We start from the raw sequence: 22,132 nt of genomic DNA, 5'->3' as shown, positions 1-22,132 counted from the left end.
GAAGCCCCCTCATGGTAAATATGTAGTTTTGGCGCGAACGATCAGTTCGCCGGGAAAATGGATCTTGATTTTTTTCTTTAATTCGTTCAGGTCTTCTCGGGTCAATACATCTCGGACAATGACTTCCATGACCAAGATTTTTTTTCTGCCACGAAGGAGTAGATCCGTATTCTCGACGATCACATACTTCCCGTTGACCAAAAAGCGTTCCTTTTGCCAGTTCTCTTCCATGATGCGATCCTCGACGATCTGTCCGTAGGAGATATAGAGGGGAACCGTGATGATTGCCAGCAGGCACAATACGACGCCAAGTCCCCGCTTGCTGCGAATCGCCGGTGAAAATCCCAATACGCGGAAGGTCAGTGCCGCCGCGATGATGATGCCGATGAGATTGGTGGAAAAAAGCAAAAATGCCTGAAAGAAGAAATGAAAATCCCCCCACCCAATGCCCGTGCCTGCCACTGTCAGGGGTGGGACCAGGGCGACGGCAATGGCAACACCGGCCAGGCTCTGGATAATTTCCTTGAATGATTTGGAGTATGCTGCAGCGATGCCGGAGATGATGGCCACGGCCAGATCGAGCAGGGTGGGGTTCAAGCGGGCTTGCATTTCTTCCGTAACGAGTCTATGAGGGAAAATCAGAGTTATGATGCTGGACGCCATCAGTGCGATTAAGATGCCGACCAGAATTTTGGCCAAGGAGTTTTTGATCATCTTCTCCTCTCCCCTGAGCAGTCCCATGGCCAGGCTGACGATAGGCGCCATCAACGGGGCCAGCAGCATGGCGCCGATGATGACCGAGGCGCTGTTCAGGTAGAGTCCGGCCGCCGCCAGCATGGTGCTGAGCACCATCAGCACCAGGTAGAGCCCGTTGATCCTGGAATCTTCACGAAGGTCGGTGAACAGGTCGTGGAACCGTTCTTCCGAGGCGTAGGAAAAAAAGGGAATTTTCTCTCGTTTCCAGGCCTTCTTGAGTTCTTTGCCCTTGGGCAGATGATCGATATCCACTCGTTCCTCGCCCAACTTGCCCGTTGGCTCTCCGGCGCGTATGGCAGGCCCCACGTTGACTCGAATGGCCGCCGGTTTCACTTCGCAGTGAAGGGGCGTGCGGGTCTTTTTCACGCCATCGATCCATACGTCCATTTCGGTTTCCGGCTCGATCTCGATGATCGGGCTCTTCAGGTGGCCGATGGAACTGGGCAGATTCCCGCTGCTCACGGTGCCCGACATCAGCCGGACGAGAAATTTTAAATAGTTGACGACGGACATGGGGGCGGAAATCAGCGCACTGATCGATCCATCGGCAATGGTGCTGGCACCGCTGATCAATCGCGCTGCCATGCTCCCCTTGTGATGGTGCAGGATCATGCATCCGCTGGCGGCGGTGACAATATCTCCCGAACCTGCGGTCGTAAACCGGTATTTGATCAGATCGATGTGAAATATTCGAGGTAGGGCGGCCTTGAGCATGCTGAGCCTGCCGGTATCGGCCGGCGCATCCAACAGCGGCATCTGCCCCACTGTCACATTGAAAAAGACCAAGTGTTCGTTGCAGAGCACCAGATCCATCTCCATGGGGTCTGCATCTAAAGCAAGGTCGATGGCCGCATCGATGTCAGTGGGGATATCGTAGAATTGGACCAACTTTTTTTGCCCATGGGTCGGTATCACGCCGAGGCCGCAGCCGTGTTCAACGGTCATTGCGGCAACCGTTTTGATGAAATCTATCGAGCCGCTGACCACCACATGACCGACACCACTCAACAGGTCTCGCTGATCGGTGATCAGCGTATCGAACGATACCGGTGTGATGGTAGGATTGCTTGAGTGTTGGCGCAATCGGTCGAGGATATGTTCGGTCTCGGTCGTGTGAACGAAAAGTGCGGATGGAACAAATTTTCTCATTTTCATCTTTCCTTTCCTGTACCACCAACCATGGAGGATGGTGCATAGATCATCCGTGATTCGAAACGAGGATCCAAAACAAATCGCGGGTCTCAGACGAATTTCTCAAACAGGCTTCGAGATTTCTATCCAAACAGCGAACAGCTTATAACCAACGGACAGGACGACCGCCCCGATAAAAAGCCCCAAAAAGCCAATGGCCATGAATGTCCGAAGATAACTATCTATTGAATCAAGGGAGACCCATCCACTGCTGCGTTGGCACGACTCCAGCCAGCAACTCAACGGCGTGCCCTTGCCGTGTATCCGGCCGGTGCTGATACCAGCGTCAACGGTCGTTGGCGGCACATATCCAGCCGGTCAATCAGATGCTGTCGATTCAAGTGGTCCTTGGCGACAGGTGGCTAACTCAGTTTGGTCCGTATCAGCGGGATGAGCATGGCGTTAGCCTCAAAGACTATAATTCTATGAAATATTGTCTTGTTCTGGACCTATACCATAGAAGAATGCCGGCCGAAGGGCAACACTTTGAAAAAAAGATAATGACGCTTAAGTATCTCTGGAGCTCAATTTCCTTTCACCGAACTGAATCAACACCCCCAAAGATCCTCGACATAGAAAATAGATGGCCAGTTGGGAGGTAACCTGCAATTTTATAGCGGTTAATATTGTTGTAATAGCTTACAAGTCTTCGAAAAGAAGGCTATTTCCATGAACCACTATATCTTGTGGTCAAACAAAATTACTGGTTGGTGGTGATTACATACCGACACCAAAGCAGCCTCTATTTTTTTATCTTATCGTCAAGGTAATTTATATTTTCCAATCCGATCATTATGTAAACTACCCAAATATAGATTACCGCCATATTCTCTGGCAGACGTAATCTCCTTCAGGTGTTTTCCTGTAGGTTCATGCAGGCTGTGGATGATTTTGCCTCGCTCATCCAGAGCCAAGACCAGGCCATAAGGCTTTGGGCAGTTGGGATAATTGCGCTCTTAAAAAAGGAAAAGGATGGAGTCTGTCCATCATTTCATTGCGAACAGTAAACATAGCCAACCAAAACGTTCCTTTATGTTGCTTGAAATGTTGTCAGGAAATCCTGGCAGATTATCAATAAATGTCTCGTGTGTTCCCGCCTTGGGTCCTTTTAACCAATACCGGACGATCCTGTAGCGGTAGGTCTCATTGATCAAGACAAAGTCTTCCCGCTGAGACAGGGCCACGCCATTGGCAAAGTAAAGGTTTTTCAATAGCACCTCAATCTGGCCGGTGGCTGGATCGTAGCTCAGGAATCTGCCGTGCGGTCTGGATTCTAATAGATCATAGAGATACTCATTTTGCCCATACTTGGAACTTGCATCCGTAAAATAAATGGTTCCATCTTCAGCAATGTCCAACGCATCGGTAAAATTGAACGGGACACCATCCGCTGAGGTGGCCAGGACCGTGATCTTGCCCTGGGGATTAATGGAAAGCAGCCCACTATAAGAGTCGCAGACAATCAGGTTTTTATGCTTATCGAACCGAAGCCCCAAGGGCCGGCCTTTGGTTTCAACAAAAGTGTCCAGCTTGCCATCCGGCAAAAGACGCGTGATCTTTCCATCCTGCGTTCCCCCATAGACACGGCCCTCACTGTCAATCGCCACTTCTTCCGGACCATCGATCTTTCCCAAAGCCAAAAGGTCGGCCGTCTGTAAAAGGCTGTTTGTTGACAGCACACCGGTCAATGCTTGGGAGTCAGGAGGGGTGTATGCCGTCGGGTCAATGGGGGCCGATTGAATAAGGAAGAATAGGATTAGAATGGATAGAAACCCAAGTATTCCCAAAATTATCTTTTGCATAGCTGGACGCCCCTTATAAAAAGGGGAGGTTTCCATATTTTTATGCGGCAGTCCTTTAGTTCTCTGGCGAAAAAAGACACCTTACGATGGCTGTGGTTATCCAATGCTTGAAAGGTCGCGCCAAAAACCGGGCCGTTTCCAGTTGCGGTGTTTTCAGCTATGGGCTGCAATCGGTAAAATAACGGCATCAAGAAATTATGTTCACGGGAGACACCGACTGGCTGTATAGCGGTACTGCCGGTTGTCCGCAGACTGCGCTTTTTTGTCAGCGGAGACGACAAACAATCAGGAACCGGCTTCCAGGGCCAGCATCCTGGCCTTCAACGGCTCTCCGCCGCCGAACAGCCCCGGCGATCCGTCGCTTTTGATCACCCGATGGCAGGGGATGAAGACCGGGTAAGGATTGTTGGCCATGGTCGTGCCCACGAACCGGGCGGCACGGGGGAGGCCGGCAAGCCTCGCGACCTGGCCGTAGGAGGCGGTTTCACCGTAGGGAATGGTGGCTACCGTACGATAAACGACCTGCTGGGAGGGGGTAAAGCGGGAAATGTCCATCACCGGCCAGGGAATGTCGATCTGCTCCCCGTTGAAATAACGGACCAGGGTACTTCCGACTGTCGATGCTTCCGGGTGGGTGTTGTCGATTTGCCAATACGACTCATCGAAGGGCCGGCAAAGTGCGTCGAGATCGGATGTGGGCAGCTTGATCGCCACCAGTTTGAACGGTTGTGCGGAAAAGGCCACGGCGCCGTAGCCAAAGGCGGTATCGACAATCAGGTAACGGTTCATGGCGGCTCCCGGCAATGTTAATGAACGATCTGGATGCGGAGCGGACAAAAAAAACCCCTGGGGGAGCGATCCGCCAGGGGTTGGAACGTCTTTGACATCGTCGATGATTAAGTCTCTTCGACGGTGATGGCGCTCTCTTCGCACACTTCCACGCAGCTTTCGCAGCCGAGGCACTCTTCTGCGTTCACCGGGACGGATTTTTCATCCTGCATCTCGAACACTTCCACGGGGCAAACATCGACACATTCTTCACAGCCAACGCATTTGGCCTCGTCAACGATCGGGTTAAAAGCCATCTTAACACTCTCCTTTCAATAGTTTTCTATGCGTGTTGATCCAATTATCAACATCTGCTTTCTTTTTATGGAAAAGGGCTTATACCAAATAAAACACCCCGTCAAGCGTTGAAGGTGTTTTTTTACGCACACCGCCACATCGCCCTCAATTCCCCGCCAATTGGGCATTTCATCGATATCTGAGTCAGCTTTCCACCAGGACGATCAGGCTGTGGTGAACCGGATTCGGAATATCTTTTTTCCCGGACAGGTCAACGGCTGCAGGAGCCATCCGCCGAATGACGCTGGCGGGAGTCTGGTTTGTCCCACAGATAAGGGTAACGGTTGCGGCCGGTTCGGATGACGCTTCGGCGGCCGGCGACACGATGGTGGAAAGATCAGCCGGCGGCACGAATCCCCGGCTGGCCAGATCAGTCAGCACCCTTCTCAAAAGCGGGGCTTTGCCAGCTGGCGGGATGGAAAGCCGGATGTCGGCCAGCCGTTCGAGATGCAATGCGTCGCCATGGGTTTCCAGCAGCGTATCGATCACGGCACGACTGGTGGTGACCCACACATCCGGCGGCGATGTATCGGCGGCGGCCAGGGCGGCCCAGGCACGTATTCGCTGTCCGCTCAGACGGGCACCTGGATCGTCCCGCCAGATCTCCGACCCGAGCACCTGGCGGTTGAACCCCGCCTCATCGGCATCCTTCAGAGTGTCCAGCAACGCGTGCTCCAACACCTTGAACCGATCGAGGTCATCGTCCAGGCGGTCGGTGGCCAGGTCATTCTCCTGGGCCAGGGCCAGGAACAGCCGGGCACTGAATTCGGCATCCGCTTTTTCCGTCTGATGGTCAGCCAAACGACCGGATTGACGATAGCGGTTGATATCGGAGCGGATGCGGTTGACGGCGGTTTCGCCGAAAAATGGGGTTTCTCCCTGGCGTTGGCTGAGGAAACCGGCCCCGGGGGTGGTTTTCCCCGGATTCATGCGCGCCCATTCCGTGAATTCCGCCAAAGCAGCGCACAGTCGGTCTTCATCCCGGGTGATCGGCGTGCGGATTTCAACGCGCCCCTGTGAGGCCAGTGCACCCAGGTTCTCGGGGATATTCGTTTGCATTGGCTGGTAAACCACCACCGGTCCGACCAGCGCGTTCAGGAGGCGCGCCGTGGATTCGGACAGGTAGGTAAACGGCATGTATACGGGAGTCAAGGTGTTTTCCATTTCCATTCACCATTCGATGTTGGACATCCGACCATCTTTTCTTCCAATTACCTGGTTGAACCTACTCACCGGCCTTGTCATCCCGGGGAACCACTCCCATGGCCAGCAACTGGTCCCTCAGCCGGTCCGCAAGGGTCCAGTCCCTGGCCTGCCGGGCACGCGTCCGCTCGGCCATCAATTGCTGAACGGCCGGCTTTTCGGTTTCGTCTTCAAACTTCAAAATATTGACGACCGTATTGATACGGGCCAGGGTCTCCAACACTTTTTCAGCTCCGTCGGCATCGATACCCTCCTCTAAAATCAAGGTGTTGATGCGCTTGACCACGGTGAAGAGGGAAGCCAGGGCGGCGGAGATGTTCAGGTCATCGTCCATGGCGCCGGTAAAGCCATTTTTGATGTCGTAGCACAGTTGATCCAGCTCTGCACAGGCACGTCCGCGTCTGACGTTCTTCAGGGCCCGGATGCAGGCATCCAGGCGCTTTAACGTCTTGCGCACCCGATTCAGTCGCGCCACGGAAAACAGAACCGGCTTGCGGTAGTTTACCGAAATCAGCCAGTAGCGGATCTCCCGCCCCGTGAATCCCATGTCCAGCAGCGCCTGAATGGTCAGGGCGTCACCCTTTTCGTCCACTTTTTTTCCGTCCACCAGCACGCGGTCGCAGTGGACCCAGTATTTGGCCAGTGATTTGCCGGTCAGGGCCCCGGCAATGGCGATCTCGTTCTCGTGGTGGGGGAAGACCAGTTCGCGGCCGGCGCAGTGGATATCGTAGAAATCACCCAGATAGCGCATGGACATGGCGGCGCACTGCAGGTGCCAGGAGGGGCGCATGTTGCCCCAGTCGGTCCGGGTGTAGATGCCCCGCTTGAGTTCGGACAGCCGGGTGCGCTTGAGCAGGGTAAAATCGCGGGGATTGTCCTTTTCGTACTCTTCCAGATCCACGGTGGCGCCTAACCGGATCTTGTTGAGATCGATTCCCGACAACTGGCCGTAGGTTTTGAATCGCGAGATGTCGAAATAGATGGAGCGCAGCTTTTCGTATGCATATCCTTTTTTGACCAGCCGGTCAGCCAGGTCCACCATGTCGTCGGCATGTTCGCTGGCCTTGGGGTAGTGGTTGGCCGGTTGGATACCCAGGGCGGCAAGATCCTTGTGAAAAGAATCGATGTGCATGGCGGTGAAGTCTTCCAGCGACATGCCGGCCTGTTCGGAGCCCTCGATGGTCTTGTCGTCCAGATCGGTGATGTTCATCACCTGCTTGACCGTGTAGCCACGGTAGGCCAGGTAGCGCGCCAGCAGATCGGAGAAGACGAAACGGCGCCCCTCCCCCACGTGCATGCGGGCATGGGCGGTGGGACCGCAGGCGTACATGGACACTTTCCCCGGATTCACCGGCAAGAAAAGCTCTTTGGTGCGGGTCATGGTGTTGAAGAGCTTGAGGTCGATTTTCTCCTGGACGGCAAACAGCGGGGTGGACAGGTAGCGTTCACCGCCGTCGGGAAAAATCACCACCAGCGTCCCCTGCTCCAGGGTCCTGGCGACCTCGGCGGCAACAACCATGGCGGCTCCGCTGCTCATACCCACCATGAGGCCCTCTTCCCGTGCCAGGCGCCGGGTCATCTCGAACGCCGGCTCATCTTCGACGTTGACCTTCTCGTCCAACAGACGCTTCTCGAATATTTCCGGCTGGTAGGCCTCCTTCATGTTTTTGAGTCCCTGAAGCCGATGTCCCAGATAAGGCTCCACGCCGATGATCCGGATCTCGGGGTTGAGTTCCTTGAGCCGGCGGGATAGCCCCATCAGGGTGCCCGAGGTGCCCATGGTGGCCACCATGTGGGTCAGCCGTCCATCGGTCTGTTCCCACAGTTCCATCGCCGTGCCGTTGTAGTGGGCCTGCCAGTTGGCCGGGTTGTTGTACTGGTCGGTCATGAAATAGGCGTCGGGGTTTTCCCTTGCGAGGCGGTAGACCTCCTCGATGGCGCCGTCAGTGCCCAGATGACCCGGGGTGAGCAGAATCTCAGCACCACGTGCCCTGAGGATCTGCTGCCGTTCCATGCTGGCCGCCTCGCTCATGGCCAGCAGCAGCCGGTATCCCTTGACCGAGCAGACCATGGCCAGGCCGATCCCCGTGTTGCCGCTGGTGGCCTCGATCACCGTTTTTCCCAGTTTCAGTTCGCCCGAACGCTCCCCTTCCTCGATCATGGACAACGCGGGTCGATCCTTGATGGAACCGCCGGGATTGAGGTATTCCAGCTTGGCCAGTATGCGGACATGCGGGTTGGGGTTCAGCCGCCGGATTTCCACCAGCGGGGTGTTGCCGATATGATTCAGGATACTGTGGGTCATGACAAAGGCTTCCATTAGCCGGATACAACCGATTTAGTCGGCACCGTCGGACCGTGGTTGGAAGTACGCGCTGAGCACGGTTTCAATCTGTGCAGCCACCGCCTGCGGGTCGACGGCGGCATCAATGATGGCAAAACGCCGCGGTTCCCTGCGCGCCAGGTCCAGGTATCCGGCCCTGACCCGCTGGTGAAACAGCAGCGTCTCCTTTTCGAAGCGTGACTCCATTGCATGGGCCCTGTCGGAATCGATCCGGCGCCAGGCACGGGCCAGCCCGTCTTCGGGGTCAAGGTCAAGCAGCAGGGTCAAATCGGGCGTCAGGCCCTTGCAGGCCAGCTGGTGCAGCTGGCGGATCATGTCTCTGTTCAGTCCCCGGGCATAACCCTGGTAGACCAGGGTGGCATCGAAATAGCGGTCGCAAACCACCACCTTGCCGGCCGCCAAGGCCGGACGCACGATCGTTTCCAGGTGCTGGACTCGATCCGCCACGTAAAGCAGCAGCTCGGCCGTGGGAGCCAGATCGCTGTTGTCCGGGTGGAGCAGGACGGAACGAATCTGACCGCCGATGGAGGTTCCCCCGGGTTCGCGGGTGGTCAGGCACTCGCGGCCGGCCGCCGTCAGCCATCGGGCCATGGTCTGGATCTGGGTGGTTTTGCCCGAACCCTCAATGCCTTCTAAAGTAATGAACATAATCCGTCACTCAGCTTCGGAATTTGCCGGGCCTTTGTAGAAATGGCGCTCCAGGAGCCGGTGGTAAGGCGTCCAGGAGCCGTCCGAGGCATCCTTGGCCACATATTCACGAATGCTGTTGACCCTCGAATCCATCTCGTCGATATAGTTGAGCAGGACCGCCTCGATGGTTTTGGGTGGCTCGGGGGAGCCGAATGCCCGTTCGCCGTGGTGGCTGACGATCATGTGCTTGAGCAGTTGGGCCTGGATGTCCGGAAAATCAGGCACCTGCTTGAGTTTTTCATCCAGCATGGACAGGCCGATAGTGATGTGGCTGAGCAGCCGGCCCTCATCCGTGTAATCGATGCGTCGGGTATATTCCAGTTCCCGGATCTTGCCCACGTCATGAAGGATCACCCCGGCCAGCAGCATGTCCCGGTCCACACCGCTGTAATGCCCGGCAACCGCTTCGGACAGGATGGCCATGGATAGCGTGTGTTCCAGAAGTCCGCCGATGTATGCGTGGTGCATGAGCTTGGCCGCCGGTGCCCGGACGTAGGCGGCCGCAAAGTCGCCATCGGCCCAGAATGCATCGAACAGTGCCTTTAAATAAGGGGTCTGCATCCGGGCGGTCATCTCCTTGAGCCGATTGAACATCTTGGCCGTGTCACGGGTGGTGGCGGCCAGGAAATCACCTGGATCCACCTGGTCCGCCGGCACCCGGGCCAGATCCTTGACCACTAGCTGGAGGCTGCCCCGATACTCGCCCACCTGCGCCCGAACATGCACGAAATCACCCTCGGCGACCGCTGCCGCGATGCGCTCCACCTGGTCCCACACCACCCCTTTCACTTGGCCGGTGCGGTCCGACAGGGTCACGTTCAAAAACGGGTTGCCGTCTTTTTTATGGGCCATTGCGCGCTCGGCCAGCAGAAACACCTCGTCAATGGCGCTGCCCGCGGCAAGTTCAGAGACAAAACGTTTGGTCATCGGGGTCACCGTCTTGCGGCCTTCTACATATAATCGGCCGTATGCTAAGGGGTTAGGGGAACGTCCCGACGCGACAGTTCCCGCAGGGTGTCGTAATCGGTCATGTCGCATTTGATGGGCGTGATCGAAATATACCGGTCACCCAGGGCGGCTCCGTCAATATCCGACTGGTCGTAGGCCGTTTGGCCGTCACACCCTTGCCAGTAGTAGATCCGGTCCCGCGGATCCCGTCGTTTTTCAAAGTGCTGGGCAAAGATCCCGGTTCCCTGCCGGCTCCAGCGAACCCCGCGAATCTCGTTCATCGGCAGATCGGGGAAATTGACGTTGAGAAAGGTTCCCCGGGGCAGACCCCACCCCTTCACCTGCAGGGAAAGCGATTCGGCAAACCGGGCCGCGTCGTCGACGTGCCGGTCGCCGGGGGCGATAATGGATACGGCCATGGCGGGGACACCGGCCATGGCGGCCTCTTTGGCGGCGGCAACGGTTCCGGAATAGTTGACGTTGATGCCCACGTTGGCGCCCGGGTTGATGCCGGAGACAACCAGCTCGGGAGGGGTGTCCATCAGCTCGGCCAATCCCAGCTTCACACAGTCCGCCGGGGTGCCGTTGACGGCGAAACCACCCAGGCTGCCGTTGACCCGGATATTCTCGAAACGGATGGGCTGATGCAGGGTAATCCCGTGACCCACGGCGCTGCGTTCACGGTCCGGCGCCACGACGGTCACCTGATGCCGCGCCGAAAAAGCCTGGTGCAGCGCCCATAGTCCCGGTGCGTGGATACCGTCGTCATTGGTCAGCAATACGCGCATGACTCCTCTTTTTCCACTTTCAGGATCGCCTATAGACCCGGCCTTGCCCCGGTCGACAGCCGACCTCAAAACTGTTGTTGCAATTTCGTGCAGGATAGCTTTATATTGAATTTTTCATTTATGTGCAAGTGGTTATCCTGCATCCGCCCTCGCAGGATCCAAGCGTAGACCGCCTTTTCCCCCAAATTGCCGATGCCTTTATTCAACTGATGCGACCGCTCATATTCAGGCCACCATCTTCCGCCATCGGCCATCCGGCAACGATCCTGACCCTCCTTTTCTGGGCGTTTTGGCTGATGGCGTCCGGGGTGCCGTCTGCCCAGGCCCAGTCGATCACAGACCGGCTCAGCGGAAGCCCCAGGGTGCCCTGGCAGATCAGCGCGGATACGGTGGACTACGATGCCGGGTCCGCCACCTATCATGCCACGGGAAATGTGATCATCGAAAAAGAGGCGACCCGGCTGGTGGCCGATACGGTTTCCTTCAACCAGAAAGCCATGACCGCCGTGGCCGACGGCCACGTGGTGCTGACCGTCGGCGACGATGTTCTCACGGGAGAGCGCGTGGAGCTGAACCTTGACCAGGAGACCGGTGTGATGCACGGCGGCACCCTTTTCCTGAAGGAGAACCACTTTTACATCCACGGCGAGCGCATCGAAAAAACCGGCAAGGATACCTACCGGGCGGAAAGGGGATCGATTACCAGCTGCGACGGCGACCGGCCGGACTGGATCATCACCGGTCGAACGCTGGACGTCACTATAGAGGGCTACGGCTCCGCCACCCATGCCGTACTCCGGGCTAGGGATGTGCCGGTGCTGTATACGCCCTACATCCTGTTTCCGGCCAAGACCAAGCGCCAGACGGGCCTGCTGCTTCCGGAGGCGGGCGTTTCGGATCGCTGGGGGTTTAACTGGGACCAACCGCTTTTCTGGGCCATCAACGACAGCACGGATGCCACCTTGTATACGCAATACATGCAGGAAAGGGGCACCAAGGTCGGCCTGGAATACCGCTATGCCCTGGCCGACGATTCATATGGAACCATCAAGGCTGACGGCCTGAAGGACCGGCAGATCGATGATGGCACCCCCGAAGCAACCCAAAGATGGGGCTACGCCGGCGATGCCTATGATCGACCCAACACGGACCGCTATTGGCTGCGGGGCAAAGTGGATCAGGAACTGCCCTGGGATGCCAAGGCCAAGCTGGATCTGGATATCGTCAGCGATCAGGATTACCTCACCGAGTTCAAGGATGGCCGCAGCGGGTATGATGAAACTCGGGATTATTTCTTGGAGGCCTTCGGCAGGGATCTGGACACCTACGATGAAACCACGCGCACCAACCGACTGAACGTTAACCGGACCTGGGCGCGCTACACCCTCAACGGCGACCTGCGGTGGAACGACAATGTGACCAACCGACGCTGGGAAGCGTCCGACGAGACCCTTCAACAGCTCCCGGTCATCGAATTCAACAGCACCAAACAGCAGGCTTTCGATACCGGCGTCTACTGGAACCTGGATTCCGAATATACCTATTTTTACAGCGAGGACGGCGAAAGGGGCCATCGGTCCGACATCTATCCCAGGGCCTATCTGCCGCTCAGGTGGAAAAATTACCTGTCGGTGGAGCCGTCGGCCGGCTGGCGACAGACCGCCTGGGTAATGGACCGCCAGGAGGACGACAGCTTGGACCGCTCCACCTATCGGCAGATCTACGATGCGCGGCTGGACCTATCTACGGAATTTTCACGAATCATGGGATCTCCGGTGGCGGCGATTGACCGCATCCGCCACAGCATCAAACCGCGCGTTGTCTATGAATACATCCCGGATCAGGACCAGTCGGACCTGCCGGATTTCGACACGGAAATAGACCGCATCGACGAGGCCAACGCGGTCACCTACTCCCTCACCAACACCTTTACGGCAAGAACGACTCGGGCGGCCCGTTCCGGCGCAACGGCCGGCAAGGGTTCCGTCCCCAAGACAGGTACCGTGCCGACGGAGCGGATGCCGGCGGATCCGCCGGCGCCGGCGCCTTTCGACTACCATCGCTTTTGCCGCTTCTATCTGGAGCAGACCTATGACATCGCCGCGGCCAGGGACGATCAGGCCGAACCCTTTTCAGACATCTATGGTGAACTGGAACTCAATCTCGGCCGGTATCTGTCGGTCGACTCCGACGCCAGCTACAACACCTACGACACCCATTTTTCATCCCACAATGTGGGCGCCGCCATCGTCGACCACCGGGGGGACCGACTGTGGCTGGAGCACCGGTACGACAAAAGCGTCAATGAATCCATCCGTGGAACCCTGGCGGTCAGACTGACCAACCGCCTCACCGCCAGGGGCGAATACGAGCGCAATCTGCTCGACGAAACGGACATCATCAAGGGCGCCGGTTTCCTCTACACCGCCCAGTGCTGGTCCTTCGACTTTTTCTATGCCGTGGAGGGCGAGGACCATAAATTTTCATTCTTCATCAATCTGATGGGCATCGGCGGATTCGGGGAATGACCCGTGTGAATGCCATTTGCCTTTTGGCAATAGGGATGATACACGAATCCCCTTTCGATGGACTTGCGGACGAACCGGCGGCGTGCCGCCGATCGATTCAATCATTTGAATAACCAACGGAACCGCTCCCCATGGCTGGAGACAAACTGACGCGCGCCTGGTATGCGCTTCACACGAAAAGCCGCTTCGAGAACGTGGTCAACGACGGTCTGGCCAAGAAGACACTGGATGTCTTCCTGCCCAAGATTACCGTAAAAAGCCGGCGGCGGGACCGGCACAAGATGATCCGCGTGCCCCTGTTCCCCGGCTATCTCTTTGTCAAGACCGATCTGAACCCGCATGAGCACATCGAAATATTGAAGACAACGGGGGCGGTGCAGCTTATCGGCAGCACCCGCGGGCCGGTGCCGATTGCCGATGCAACGATCGAATCACTCAAGATCATGGTTTCGACCGAAGGAGAAGTGATCACCGGAACGCGGTTCAAGAAAGGGGATCGGGTAATGGTGGTCAACGGGCCCTTTGCCGGTGTGACGGGGATTTTTTCAAGCTACCGCGGAGACGGCCGTGTCATCGTCAACATCGAGGCCCTGGGCCAGTTCGCCGCCGTCAACGTCGATGCCGCCGATGTGGAGAAACTGCCGGACATATTATCATAACTACTTGACTTTCTATTAAGTTCTATTTTATAGAGTCACTTTCAATCCCGTATACACTACCGATCGTTGAAGGAGGGTACATGAACAAACTGGAACTCATCTCCGCTTTGAAGACCAAGGCCGACATATCCAAATCCGAAGCGGCAAAAGTGGTCCAGATCTTTTTTGACAGCATGGCCGACGCCATGGCCGATGGAGAACGCGTCGAAATTCGCGGGTTGTGCAGCTTCTTCGTGAAAGAGTACAAGAGCTATACGGGAAGAAACCCTAAAACCGGTGAGAAAGTCACCATCAAACCCAAGAAGCTTCCTTTTTTCAAAGCCGGAAAAGAGCTCAAGGAACGGGTGGATCGTTAGACAGCATGCCAACCCTGCGCCTGACGGCCGTAGTCCTCGTCAGCGATTCCAGGCCGAATCAGGTGCCGGTCCGATTCAACCTCCCGGGATCCGAAAAAAATGACGACGGCACCCGTATTTAACGCCATCGTTGGCCAAAAGCACGCCACCCGGTTGCTAAAAACGTTCATTCGCAACGGGACACTGCCTCATGCGCTGCTCTTTACCGGGGATGAGGGGGTTGGAAAAAAAACTACGGCCACGGCATTTGCCATGGCCTGCAACTGCCTGAAGCTAAAATCGGCGATTCGCCACCACCGCTCCCCCCTGGATGTCATTGATGCCTGCGGTGATTGCGGCCCCTGCAGAAAGATTGCCGGGAACCACCATCCAGATATCATCCGCGTCGCCCCCCAGTCGTCGGTTATCAGAATCGCCCAGATCAGGACGCTGCTTCAAACCCTGACACTGAAGCCCAATGAGGCTGACCGGCGGGTGGTCATCCTGTCCGACGCGCAGGCCATGAATCCGGAAGCGGGAAACGCGCTGCTGAAGGTTCTGGAAGAGCCCCCGGACCGGACCTTGCTGGTGCTGACGGCACGCCAGACATCCGACCTGCTGCCCACGATCGTCTCACGATGCCAGCACATCCGGTTTGCCCCCCTTGGCGCAGCAGACATAAAACGGCTGCTCGCAGCGACTGGAGGCATGAAACCGGAAACGGCAGAGGCGGTCGCCGCCCTCTGCGGCGGCAGCTACACCCGCGCTGTTCAATTGATCGACAGCCGATGGCTCAACCGCCGGGACTGGATCATTCAGGTCATGGGAAGCCAAATGGCCGATAACGGGACATTGGGTATTCGGGCCTGGCTGGCATGGTCCGAGATGCTGGCCAAAAAAAAGGATCGTATTGAAGAATCGCTGGAAATCATTACAATGTGGCTGCGGGATATGCTGGTCTTTTCGACCGACCCGCAACGGGTATTGAACCAGGATCGGCTGGAAGCGCTTTCAACGGCCGCTAAACAGGCCCGCCAGACGCAGTTGCTCCAGCAGATCGATGCGGTGGATCGCGCGTTGACGGCACTGCGGTCCAACACGAACGCAAGATTGACGCTGGACGCCATGGTCCTGCAGATGGCAGGCGCCTGTATCAGATAAAAGAGACACCATGAAAAAAAAAGTGGGAATCCGGTTCAAAACCGGTGGCAAGATTTACGATTTCAATTGCGGGGCCTTTGTCCTCAAGGTGGGCGATCAGGTGATCGTGGAATCGGAAAAAGGCCTGGGCCTGGGAACGGTGGAGACGCCGCCCGAACTGGTGGACGAGACCGGCAAACCCGGCAAACCGCTGAAAAATGTATTTCGCAAAGCCAATGAGAAGGACTTGAGCCAGGTCGAACAAAACATGGCCTTGGAGCGGGAAGCCCATGCGTTCTGCATGAAAAGCATCAAAGAACTTGGGCTGAAGATGAACCTGTTTTCCGTGGAGAGCACTTTCGACGCCAGCCGGCTCACCTTCTTTTTCACGGCCGATGCGCGGGTGGATTTCAGGCAGCTGGTCAAAATACTGGTCAACCAGTTCAAGGTCCGCATCGAGATGCGGCAGGTGGGCATACGCAACCAGGCCAAGATGTGCGGCGGCCTTGGACGCTGCGGGCGGGCCTTCTGCTGCTCGTCGTTCATGGAAAAGTTCGAACCGGTATCCATCCGCATGGCCAAACAGCAGGGGCTCTCCCTGAATCCCACCAAAATTTCGGGTCAGTGCGGCAGGCTCATGTGCTGTCTGACCTTTGAAAATGAGACATACCGGAAGCTCAAACAAGGCTTCCCCAAAATTGGGAAGGTCGTGACCACCAAAAACGGCCAGGGGAAAGTAACCCGCCACAACGTGATCTGCAACCGCCTGACGGTGCGGCTGGAAGAGGGCGGTGATGTAGAAATCAGCCTTGATGACATTGTCAACGACAGGAGATGAACCCATGGCATCGCCGTTTTATATCACCACGCCCATTTACTATGTGAACGCCCGGCCCCACCTGGGCCATGCCTACACCACCATTGCAGCGGATGTGGTCAGGCGCTTTCACGCCATGTCCAGCGACCAGACCTATTTTCTCACCGGCACGGATGAACATGGTGACAAAATCGTCCGCGCCGCCAAGAAAGAAAAGCGGACCCCGCGGGAATATGTGGATCAGATCAGCGGCCTTTTCAGAAAACTGTGGCCCGAGCTCAACATTTCCAACGATTACTTTATCCGCACCACGGACCCGGCCCACATGGCCGTCGTGGAAACCATCCTCCAGCGCATCTACGATGGCGGCGATATCTATTTCAGTGAATACGAGGGACTTTACTGCTTTGGGTGCGAGCGGTTCTACACCGAGCGGGAGCTCGTCGACGGCCGTTGCCCGGACCACCAGACAACCCCGGAAACCATCAAGGAATCCAACTATTTTTTCAAGATGAGCCGGTACCAGCAATGGTTGATCGACCACATCAATCAGCATCCCGACTTTATCCGTCCCGAACGGTACCGTAACGAAGTGCTGGCCTTTTTACGCGAACCCCTGGAAGACTTGTGCATCTCGCGGCCCAAATCGCGCATCAAGTGGGGCATCAACCTGCCGTTCGACGCCGACTACGTCACCTACGTGTGGTTTGACGCCCTGCTCAACTACGTATCGGCGCTGGGCTACCCGGATGGCGACCTGTACAAAACCTATTGGCCCGTGGCGCAGCACATCGTGGCCAAAGACATCCTCAAACCCCACGGTATCTATTGGCCGATCATGCTCAAAGCGGCCGGAATACCCGTTTACCAGCATCTGAATGTTCACGGCTACTGGAACGTGGACCAGAGCAAGATGTCCAAAAGCATCGGCAATGTGGTGGAACCGCTCGAGATGAAAGATGTCTATGGTCTGGACGCCTTCCGTTTCTTTCTCATGCGGGACATGGCGTTCGGCCTGGATTCCAACTTCAGCGAAGAGGCGCTGGTCCAACGAATCAACGCCGATCTTGCCAATGACCTGGGCAATCTCTTTTCCCGGGTGCTCTCCATGGCCCATAAGTATTTCGGCGGGGTGGTCCCCGAACCGGACCCGGATGTGGAAAAGGAAATGGACCTCGGGTTGGAAAGCAATTCCCGGGTGGCCATCGATGCCTATACGGCCAGCATGGATGAGTTTGCCTTTCACAAGGGTCTGGCAGCCGTATGGGAGTTCATCACCCACATGAATAAGTATGTGGACGTCACCGCACCGTGGGTGCTGGCCAAGAACAAGGCCACCCGGAAAGAGCTGGAGACGGTCATCTACAACCTGCTGGAAGGGCTTCGCATCATCTCCGGCCTGATCTATCCGGTGATGCCCGACACTGCCGCCAGCATGCAAAAGCACTTGGGACTCAGCGGCGATGACGACTTTTACAAGCTGGACCGGCTCACCACATGGAAAGGGTTGAAACCCGGCGTGAAACTGAGAAAATCCATCTCCCTGTTCCCCCGCATCGACCTGGAGAAAAAGCAACTGCAACCCGTGGAAAAGACCGCAACCCTGATTAAGGACAAACCCATCAAACCTGAAATCACCATCGAAGATTTTGCCAAGATCGACCTGCGTGTGGCCACCGTCGTGTCTGCCCAGGCGGTTCCCCGGGCCAAAAAGCTGCTTCAACTGGAAGTGGACCTGGGCGAAACGCGAACCATCGTCTCCGGCATCGCCGGCAGTTACTCTCCCGATGAGCTGGTGGGCAAACAGGTTATCGTCGTGGCCAACCTCAAACCAGCCAAACTCATGGGCGTGTTGTCCAAAGGCATGCTCATTGCTGCAACGGACGAAAACGGGGTCACCGTGGCGACACTGGATCATCCGGTCACGCCCGGAACGCCGTTAAGCTGACCGTTTCCGGGAGATTGAGTTTCGCAAATGAGCCGTTTCTTCAAACGTGAATCACATTCGTCGCCCCAGCCCAGCTGGAGAGCCTATCAGGAAAGCATGAGGCGCCAGTACTTTCCCACCAGGCGCTCCCGGCCGGACCGCAGCAGGCCGTGGCTGGCCGTGGGGCTGTTGGTTCTGTCACTTGCAGGGATCGGCTGGGTGTTCACCGCCGGTGTCAACACCCAGACGGATGCGGCTGTTGCCGATCCACCCCCTCCCCGGAAGACGGAAAACGCCCCGGACCTGATCGAAAAAGCAGATGTCCATATCCTGCTGGGCAAGACCCGTCTGATCAACCTGGAGGTCGATCCGATAAAGGTGGATTTTGACGGCCGTCCCTACCAGGTCAGCACCAGCCTGGATCTGGGACTTCAGCAGTATCTGCTCGAGCGCATGGATCGGGTCAATTCCCGATATATCGGCATCGTGGCCATGCAACCGGACACGGGCCGAATTTTGGCCATGGCGGGATTCAACAAGATCAACCCCGACCAGGACCCATGCCGCATGGCCGAATACCCGGCGGCCAGCCTCTTCAAGATCGTGACGGCGGCGGCAGCAGTTGAAGAAAAGGGCTACACGGCCGGTTCCCGGTTCAAATTCAACGGCTACAAGCACACCCTTTACAAGCGTCAGCTGACGGATAAGACCAACCGTTACACCAATTCCATCTCCCTGCGGGATTCCTTCGCCCAGTCCGTCAATCCGGTGTTCGGGAAGATCGGCGCCCTGGTCCTTAACCGGGAAATCCTTGAAGCTTACGGGGATGCATTTGCTTTCAACCGGCAGGTGGATTTCGAGCTCAACCTGCCCACCAGCCGGCTGGCGGTAACGGACGAGTCCTACCACCGGGCGGAAATTGCCAGCGGGTTCAACCGCCAGACCACACTCTCGCCCCTGCATGCGGCAGTGATCGTATCGGCGGTGGTCAACGGCGGCAATCCGGTCGAACCCACCCTGGTCGACCGGATCACCAGCGATGACGGCAAGCCCGTTTATCGCTCCGCGCCTCAATTTCTGACGGCAGCGGTATCCCCGCAAACTGCCGATGTGCTGGACCAGCTCATGACCGCCACCGTGACCTCGGGCACCGCCAGAAAAATATTTCGCGGATACAAGCGCAATAAGGTCTTGTCGCGCCTGAAGCTGGGCGGCAAAACCGGTTCCATCTACAACCGGGCCCACGATGCCCGCTTCGACTGGTTCGTGGGATTCGCCACGGAAAAGAAGGGGCCCGAAAAAATGGTAGTTGCGGTGATGGTGGCCCATGAAGAATATATCGGCATTCGGGCCGGACAATATGCCCGCATGGCCATCGAACACTATTTCAAGGACTATTTTGCCAAAAAAGTGCAGGCGGAAAAGGATTCCAGCGGCTAGCATCCAAACCGGACAAACCACAAAATAAATCTCAAACAAGATACAAACCAACCGTGGTTTGTTATTTTGATTTTTAGTTATTGTGATTGATTTGTCGTTTGGCTTCTGGTTGTTGGTGATCCGCTAAAAGGAGGCATGTATGCCCGGTTTTGAGATATTCGGCGACGAAGAGCGCAAACAGGTCAACGATGTGCTGGAAACAGGGGTCCTGTTCCGCTACGGATTCGATGGGGCCCGCAAGGGTCACTGGAAAGCCCGAACCTTCGAAGCGGAACTGGCCCGACGGGTAGGCGTGGAATACGCCCATTTGTGCGCCAGCGGCACGGCGGCGCTCTCCACGGCCATGGCCGCCTGCGGCGTTGGCGCCGGTGACGAGGTGATCGTCCCCCCGTTCACCTTCGTGGCCACCATCGAGGCGGTACTCATGGCCGGGGCGGTGCCGGTTTTTGCCGATATCGACGAGACGCTGTGTCTCTCGCCGGAAGGGCTGGCGGCGGTCCTGACACCGGCCACCAGAGCCGTCGTTCCCGTACACATGTGCGGGGCCATGGCTCGCATCGACGAAATCAAATCGATCTGCGACCAAAAGGGGCTGACGCTCCTGGAAGACGCCTGCCAGAGTTTGGGAGCCTCCTATAAGGGCAAAGCCCTGGGCAGCTTCGGCAGGGCCGGTTGTTTTTCCTTCGATCCGGTGAAGACGATCACCTGCGGGGAAGGCGGCGCAATGGTCACCAACGACAGGGAGGTCTATGTCGCCGCCGATGCCTATGGGGACCACGGCCATGACCATATCGGCAACGACCGGGGAGCCGAAGACCACCTGATCATCGGCGCCAACTATCGGATCAGTGAACTCAACGCCGCTGTCGGGGTGGCCCAACTCGCCAAACTGGACTGGATCCTGGACGTCCAGCGGCGCAACAAAGCCGCCATCAAATCGGCCATGGAAGCCATCCCCGGGATCGGCTTCCGACAGCTGCCGGACCCTGACGGGGACTCGGCAACCTTTCTCTCTTTTTTCATGCCCGACCTGAACGGCGCCCGGCAGGCGGTCAAGGCACTGGCCGAAGCTGGCGTGGATGGCTGTTTTCACTGGTATGACAACAACTGGCACTACATCCGGAAATGGGATCATTTCCAGAAAATGAGGGTCGCGGCCCGTCTGCCTGTCCAGACGCTGGCCAATTGCCCGGACTACAGCACCCTTGCCATGCCCGGGTCCGACGCCATCATGCAGCGGGCCATTTCCATGCAGATCAAGCTGGGATGGACGCCGGAACAGCTGGACCAGCGCATCCAGGCTACAGTGACGGCGTTGAAGACAATTCTATAGCACCCAACAAAAGGAAAATATCATGTTTCGCAACTTTAAAATGGTTTCCAAGGTGGTCTTTGGCCGGGGCTGCGCATCACAGCTGGGGGATATCCTGAACGCACAGCGCCGGAGCAGCAAGGCGGTGATGGTCTTTCTGGTGGACGACGTCTTTAAAGGCGGCACGCTGGAGAGCCGCCTTCCCCTTCATGCCGACGATCTGATGGTCTGGGTCAACGTGGACGATGAACCCAAAACCAGCTACGTGGACCAGCTCACCACGCAGGTTAAAAAGCATATGGTCGGCAAACAGGATCGCCACCCCTCGGGGGTGATCGGCATCGGTGGCGGCAGCACCATGGATCTGGCCAAGGCGGTGTCCCTCATGCTCACCAACGCGGGCTCGTCTGCCGACTACCAGGGATGGGACCTGATAAAAAATCCGGCCGTCTACCACGCCGCCGTGCCGACCCTTTCCGGCACGGGCGCCGAAGTCTCCCGCACCACGGTGCTCACCGGCCCCAAGAAAAAGCTGGGCATCAACTCCGATCACACCGTCTTCGACCAGATCGTTCTGGACCCCGAATTAATCGCCGGCGCCCCCAACCCGCAGCGATTCTATACCGGAATGGATTGCTACATCCACTGCGTGGAGTCCCTGGAGGGCACCTATCTGAACAGTTTCTCCCAGGCCTATGGAGAAAAGGCCATGGATCTATGCCGCGAGGTGTTCCTTGCCGACCCCGAAGATGCGGACGACAAACTGATGATGGCCTCGTTCTGCGGCGGCATGAGCATCGCCTATTCTCAGGTGGGCGTCTGTCATGCCCTCTCCTACGGCCTGTCCTTCGTCTTTGGGCTGCACCACGGCATCGGCAACTCGGTGGTCTTTGACTACCTTGAAGACTTTTACCCCCAAGGGGTCCGGGAATTCCGGCAGATGATGGACCGCTTGGGAATCGATCTGCCGCGCAACCTGACGGCCGGGATCACCGATGCCCAGATGAATTCCATGGTCGACGTGGCCCTGGTGCTTGAACCCTTGTGGGAAAATGCATTGGGCAAAGATTGGAAAACCATCATGACCCGCGAGAAAATCCAGGAACTCTACCTGAAAATGTAAGCGA

Annotated in this window: 18 protein-coding genes; 9 read left to right on the top strand and 9 right to left on the bottom strand. The window is 57.0% G+C overall.

Going from position 1 to position 22,132, the window contains the following annotated elements; all coding sequences use genetic code 11:
* Positions 1 to 9 precede the first annotated feature (9 nt).
* The 9 genes from ACZCED_RS12740 to surE all read right to left on the bottom strand — a co-directional run bounded on the left by ACZCED_RS12740 (position 10) and on the right by surE (position 10,847).
* On the bottom strand, positions 10 to 1,905 hold the full coding sequence (locus ACZCED_RS12740; protein WP_464860927.1) for a TIGR00341 family protein: 1,896 nt from the start codon (positions 1,903 to 1,905) through the stop codon (positions 10 to 12).
* Between the two features lie 1,028 nt (positions 1,906 to 2,933).
* Entirely contained in the window at positions 2,934 to 3,749 is an 816-nt protein-coding gene (locus ACZCED_RS12735; protein ID WP_464860926.1) for an SMP-30/gluconolactonase/LRE family protein, read from the bottom strand.
* 285 nt (positions 3,750 to 4,034) lie between these two features.
* Positions 4,035 to 4,538, bottom strand: a complete 504-nt coding sequence (locus tag ACZCED_RS12730) for a methylated-DNA--[protein]-cysteine S-methyltransferase (protein WP_464860925.1) — start codon at positions 4,536 to 4,538, stop codon at positions 4,035 to 4,037.
* Positions 4,539 to 4,645: 107 nt separating this feature from the next.
* Entirely contained in the window at positions 4,646 to 4,834 is a 189-nt protein-coding gene (locus ACZCED_RS12725; protein ID WP_372682844.1) for a ferredoxin, read from the bottom strand.
* 184 nt (positions 4,835 to 5,018) lie between these two features.
* Positions 5,019 to 6,038, bottom strand: a complete 1,020-nt coding sequence (locus ACZCED_RS12720) for a hypothetical protein (RefSeq protein WP_462967481.1) — start codon at positions 6,036 to 6,038, stop codon at positions 5,019 to 5,021.
* Between the two features lie 61 nt (positions 6,039 to 6,099).
* Positions 6,100 to 8,382, bottom strand: coding sequence for a cysteine--tRNA ligase (cysS, locus tag ACZCED_RS12715; RefSeq protein ID WP_464860924.1), 2,283 nt, complete (start codon positions 8,380 to 8,382; stop codon positions 6,100 to 6,102).
* Between the two features lie 33 nt (positions 8,383 to 8,415).
* Positions 8,416 to 9,069 (bottom strand): dTMP kinase, encoded by a 654-nt coding sequence (gene tmk, locus ACZCED_RS12710; protein ID WP_464860923.1) that lies wholly within the window; start codon positions 9,067 to 9,069, stop codon positions 8,416 to 8,418.
* Positions 9,070 to 9,075: 6 nt separating this feature from the next.
* Positions 9,076 to 10,038: a 3'-5' exoribonuclease YhaM family protein gene (locus ACZCED_RS12705; protein WP_462967484.1), complete on the bottom strand. Its 963-nt coding sequence runs from the start codon at positions 10,036 to 10,038 to the stop codon at positions 9,076 to 9,078.
* Positions 10,039 to 10,082: 44 nt separating this feature from the next.
* Positions 10,083 to 10,847: a 5'/3'-nucleotidase SurE gene (surE, locus tag ACZCED_RS12700; RefSeq protein ID WP_462967485.1), complete on the bottom strand. Its 765-nt coding sequence runs from the start codon at positions 10,845 to 10,847 to the stop codon at positions 10,083 to 10,085.
* Between the two features lie 209 nt (positions 10,848 to 11,056).
* Here surE and ACZCED_RS12695 point away from each other — a divergent pair, with 209 nt between their 5' ends.
* The 9 genes from ACZCED_RS12695 to ACZCED_RS12655 all read left to right on the top strand — a co-directional run bounded on the left by ACZCED_RS12695 (position 11,057) and on the right by ACZCED_RS12655 (position 22,128).
* Positions 11,057 to 13,375, top strand: coding sequence for an LPS-assembly protein LptD (locus ACZCED_RS12695; protein WP_462967486.1), 2,319 nt, complete (start codon positions 11,057 to 11,059; stop codon positions 13,373 to 13,375).
* Positions 13,376 to 13,506: 131 nt separating this feature from the next.
* A complete protein-coding gene (gene nusG, locus ACZCED_RS12690; RefSeq protein ID WP_462967487.1) occupies positions 13,507 to 14,034 on the top strand; it encodes a transcription termination/antitermination protein NusG in 528 nt (175 codons plus the stop codon).
* An 80-nt stretch (positions 14,035 to 14,114) separates the two neighbouring features.
* Entirely contained in the window at positions 14,115 to 14,390 is a 276-nt protein-coding gene (locus tag ACZCED_RS12685; protein WP_462967488.1) for an HU family DNA-binding protein, read from the top strand.
* Between the two features lie 99 nt (positions 14,391 to 14,489).
* Entirely contained in the window at positions 14,490 to 15,530 is a 1,041-nt protein-coding gene (gene holB / locus ACZCED_RS12680) for a DNA polymerase III subunit delta' (protein ID WP_464860922.1), read from the top strand.
* A gap of 10 nt (positions 15,531 to 15,540) precedes the next feature.
* Positions 15,541 to 16,347, top strand: a complete 807-nt coding sequence (locus ACZCED_RS12675) for a PSP1 domain-containing protein (RefSeq protein ID WP_462967490.1) — start codon at positions 15,541 to 15,543, stop codon at positions 16,345 to 16,347.
* Between the two features lie 4 nt (positions 16,348 to 16,351).
* Positions 16,352 to 18,274, top strand: coding sequence for a methionine--tRNA ligase (metG, locus tag ACZCED_RS12670; protein WP_462967491.1), 1,923 nt, complete (start codon positions 16,352 to 16,354; stop codon positions 18,272 to 18,274).
* Between the two features lie 96 nt (positions 18,275 to 18,370).
* On the top strand, positions 18,371 to 19,693 hold the full coding sequence (locus ACZCED_RS12665; protein ID WP_464860921.1) for a penicillin-binding transpeptidase domain-containing protein: 1,323 nt from the start codon (positions 18,371 to 18,373) through the stop codon (positions 19,691 to 19,693).
* A gap of 139 nt (positions 19,694 to 19,832) precedes the next feature.
* Positions 19,833 to 21,026: a DegT/DnrJ/EryC1/StrS family aminotransferase gene (locus ACZCED_RS12660; protein ID WP_464860920.1), complete on the top strand. Its 1,194-nt coding sequence runs from the start codon at positions 19,833 to 19,835 to the stop codon at positions 21,024 to 21,026.
* A gap of 22 nt (positions 21,027 to 21,048) precedes the next feature.
* Positions 21,049 to 22,128 (top strand): iron-containing alcohol dehydrogenase family protein, encoded by a 1,080-nt coding sequence (locus tag ACZCED_RS12655; RefSeq protein ID WP_462967494.1) that lies wholly within the window; start codon positions 21,049 to 21,051, stop codon positions 22,126 to 22,128.
* Positions 22,129 to 22,132 lie beyond the last annotated feature (4 nt).

The organism is Desulfosarcina sp. (assembly GCF_055467485.1).
Note: the sequence above shows the minus strand (reverse complement) of the source record. Positions and strands in the feature narration are given on the sequence as shown.

Coding starts and splice junctions, on each gene's coding strand:
- holB (WP_464860922.1), top strand. CDS start 14,490: ATGACGACGGCACCCGTATTTAACGCCATCGTTGGCCAAAAGCACGCC.
- ACZCED_RS12730 (WP_464860925.1), bottom strand. CDS start 4,538: ATGAACCGTTACCTGATTGTCGATACCGCCTTTGGCTACGGCGCCGTG.
- ACZCED_RS12720 (WP_462967481.1), bottom strand. CDS start 6,038: ATGGAAAACACCTTGACTCCCGTATACATGCCGTTTACCTACCTGTCC.
- ACZCED_RS12665 (WP_464860921.1), top strand. CDS start 18,371: ATGAGGCGCCAGTACTTTCCCACCAGGCGCTCCCGGCCGGACCGCAGC.
- ACZCED_RS12735 (WP_464860926.1), bottom strand. CDS start 3,749: ATGCAAAAGATAATTTTGGGAATACTTGGGTTTCTATCCATTCTAATC.
- ACZCED_RS12660 (WP_464860920.1), top strand. CDS start 19,833: ATGCCCGGTTTTGAGATATTCGGCGACGAAGAGCGCAAACAGGTCAAC.
- ACZCED_RS12695 (WP_462967486.1), top strand. CDS start 11,057: ATGCGACCGCTCATATTCAGGCCACCATCTTCCGCCATCGGCCATCCG.
- tmk (WP_464860923.1), bottom strand. CDS start 9,069: ATGTTCATTACTTTAGAAGGCATTGAGGGTTCGGGCAAAACCACCCAG.
- surE (WP_462967485.1), bottom strand. CDS start 10,847: ATGCGCGTATTGCTGACCAATGACGACGGTATCCACGCACCGGGACTA.
- ACZCED_RS12705 (WP_462967484.1), bottom strand. CDS start 10,038: ATGACCAAACGTTTTGTCTCTGAACTTGCCGCGGGCAGCGCCATTGAC.
- ACZCED_RS12725 (WP_372682844.1), bottom strand. CDS start 4,834: ATGGCTTTTAACCCGATCGTTGACGAGGCCAAATGCGTTGGCTGTGAA.
- ACZCED_RS12685 (WP_462967488.1), top strand. CDS start 14,115: ATGAACAAACTGGAACTCATCTCCGCTTTGAAGACCAAGGCCGACATA.
- ACZCED_RS12740 (WP_464860927.1), bottom strand. CDS start 1,905: ATGAGAAAATTTGTTCCATCCGCACTTTTCGTTCACACGACCGAGACC.
- cysS (WP_464860924.1), bottom strand. CDS start 8,382: ATGACCCACAGTATCCTGAATCATATCGGCAACACCCCGCTGGTGGAA.
- ACZCED_RS12675 (WP_462967490.1), top strand. CDS start 15,541: ATGAAAAAAAAAGTGGGAATCCGGTTCAAAACCGGTGGCAAGATTTAC.
- metG (WP_462967491.1), top strand. CDS start 16,352: ATGGCATCGCCGTTTTATATCACCACGCCCATTTACTATGTGAACGCC.
- ACZCED_RS12655 (WP_462967494.1), top strand. CDS start 21,049: ATGTTTCGCAACTTTAAAATGGTTTCCAAGGTGGTCTTTGGCCGGGGC.
- nusG (WP_462967487.1), top strand. CDS start 13,507: ATGGCTGGAGACAAACTGACGCGCGCCTGGTATGCGCTTCACACGAAA.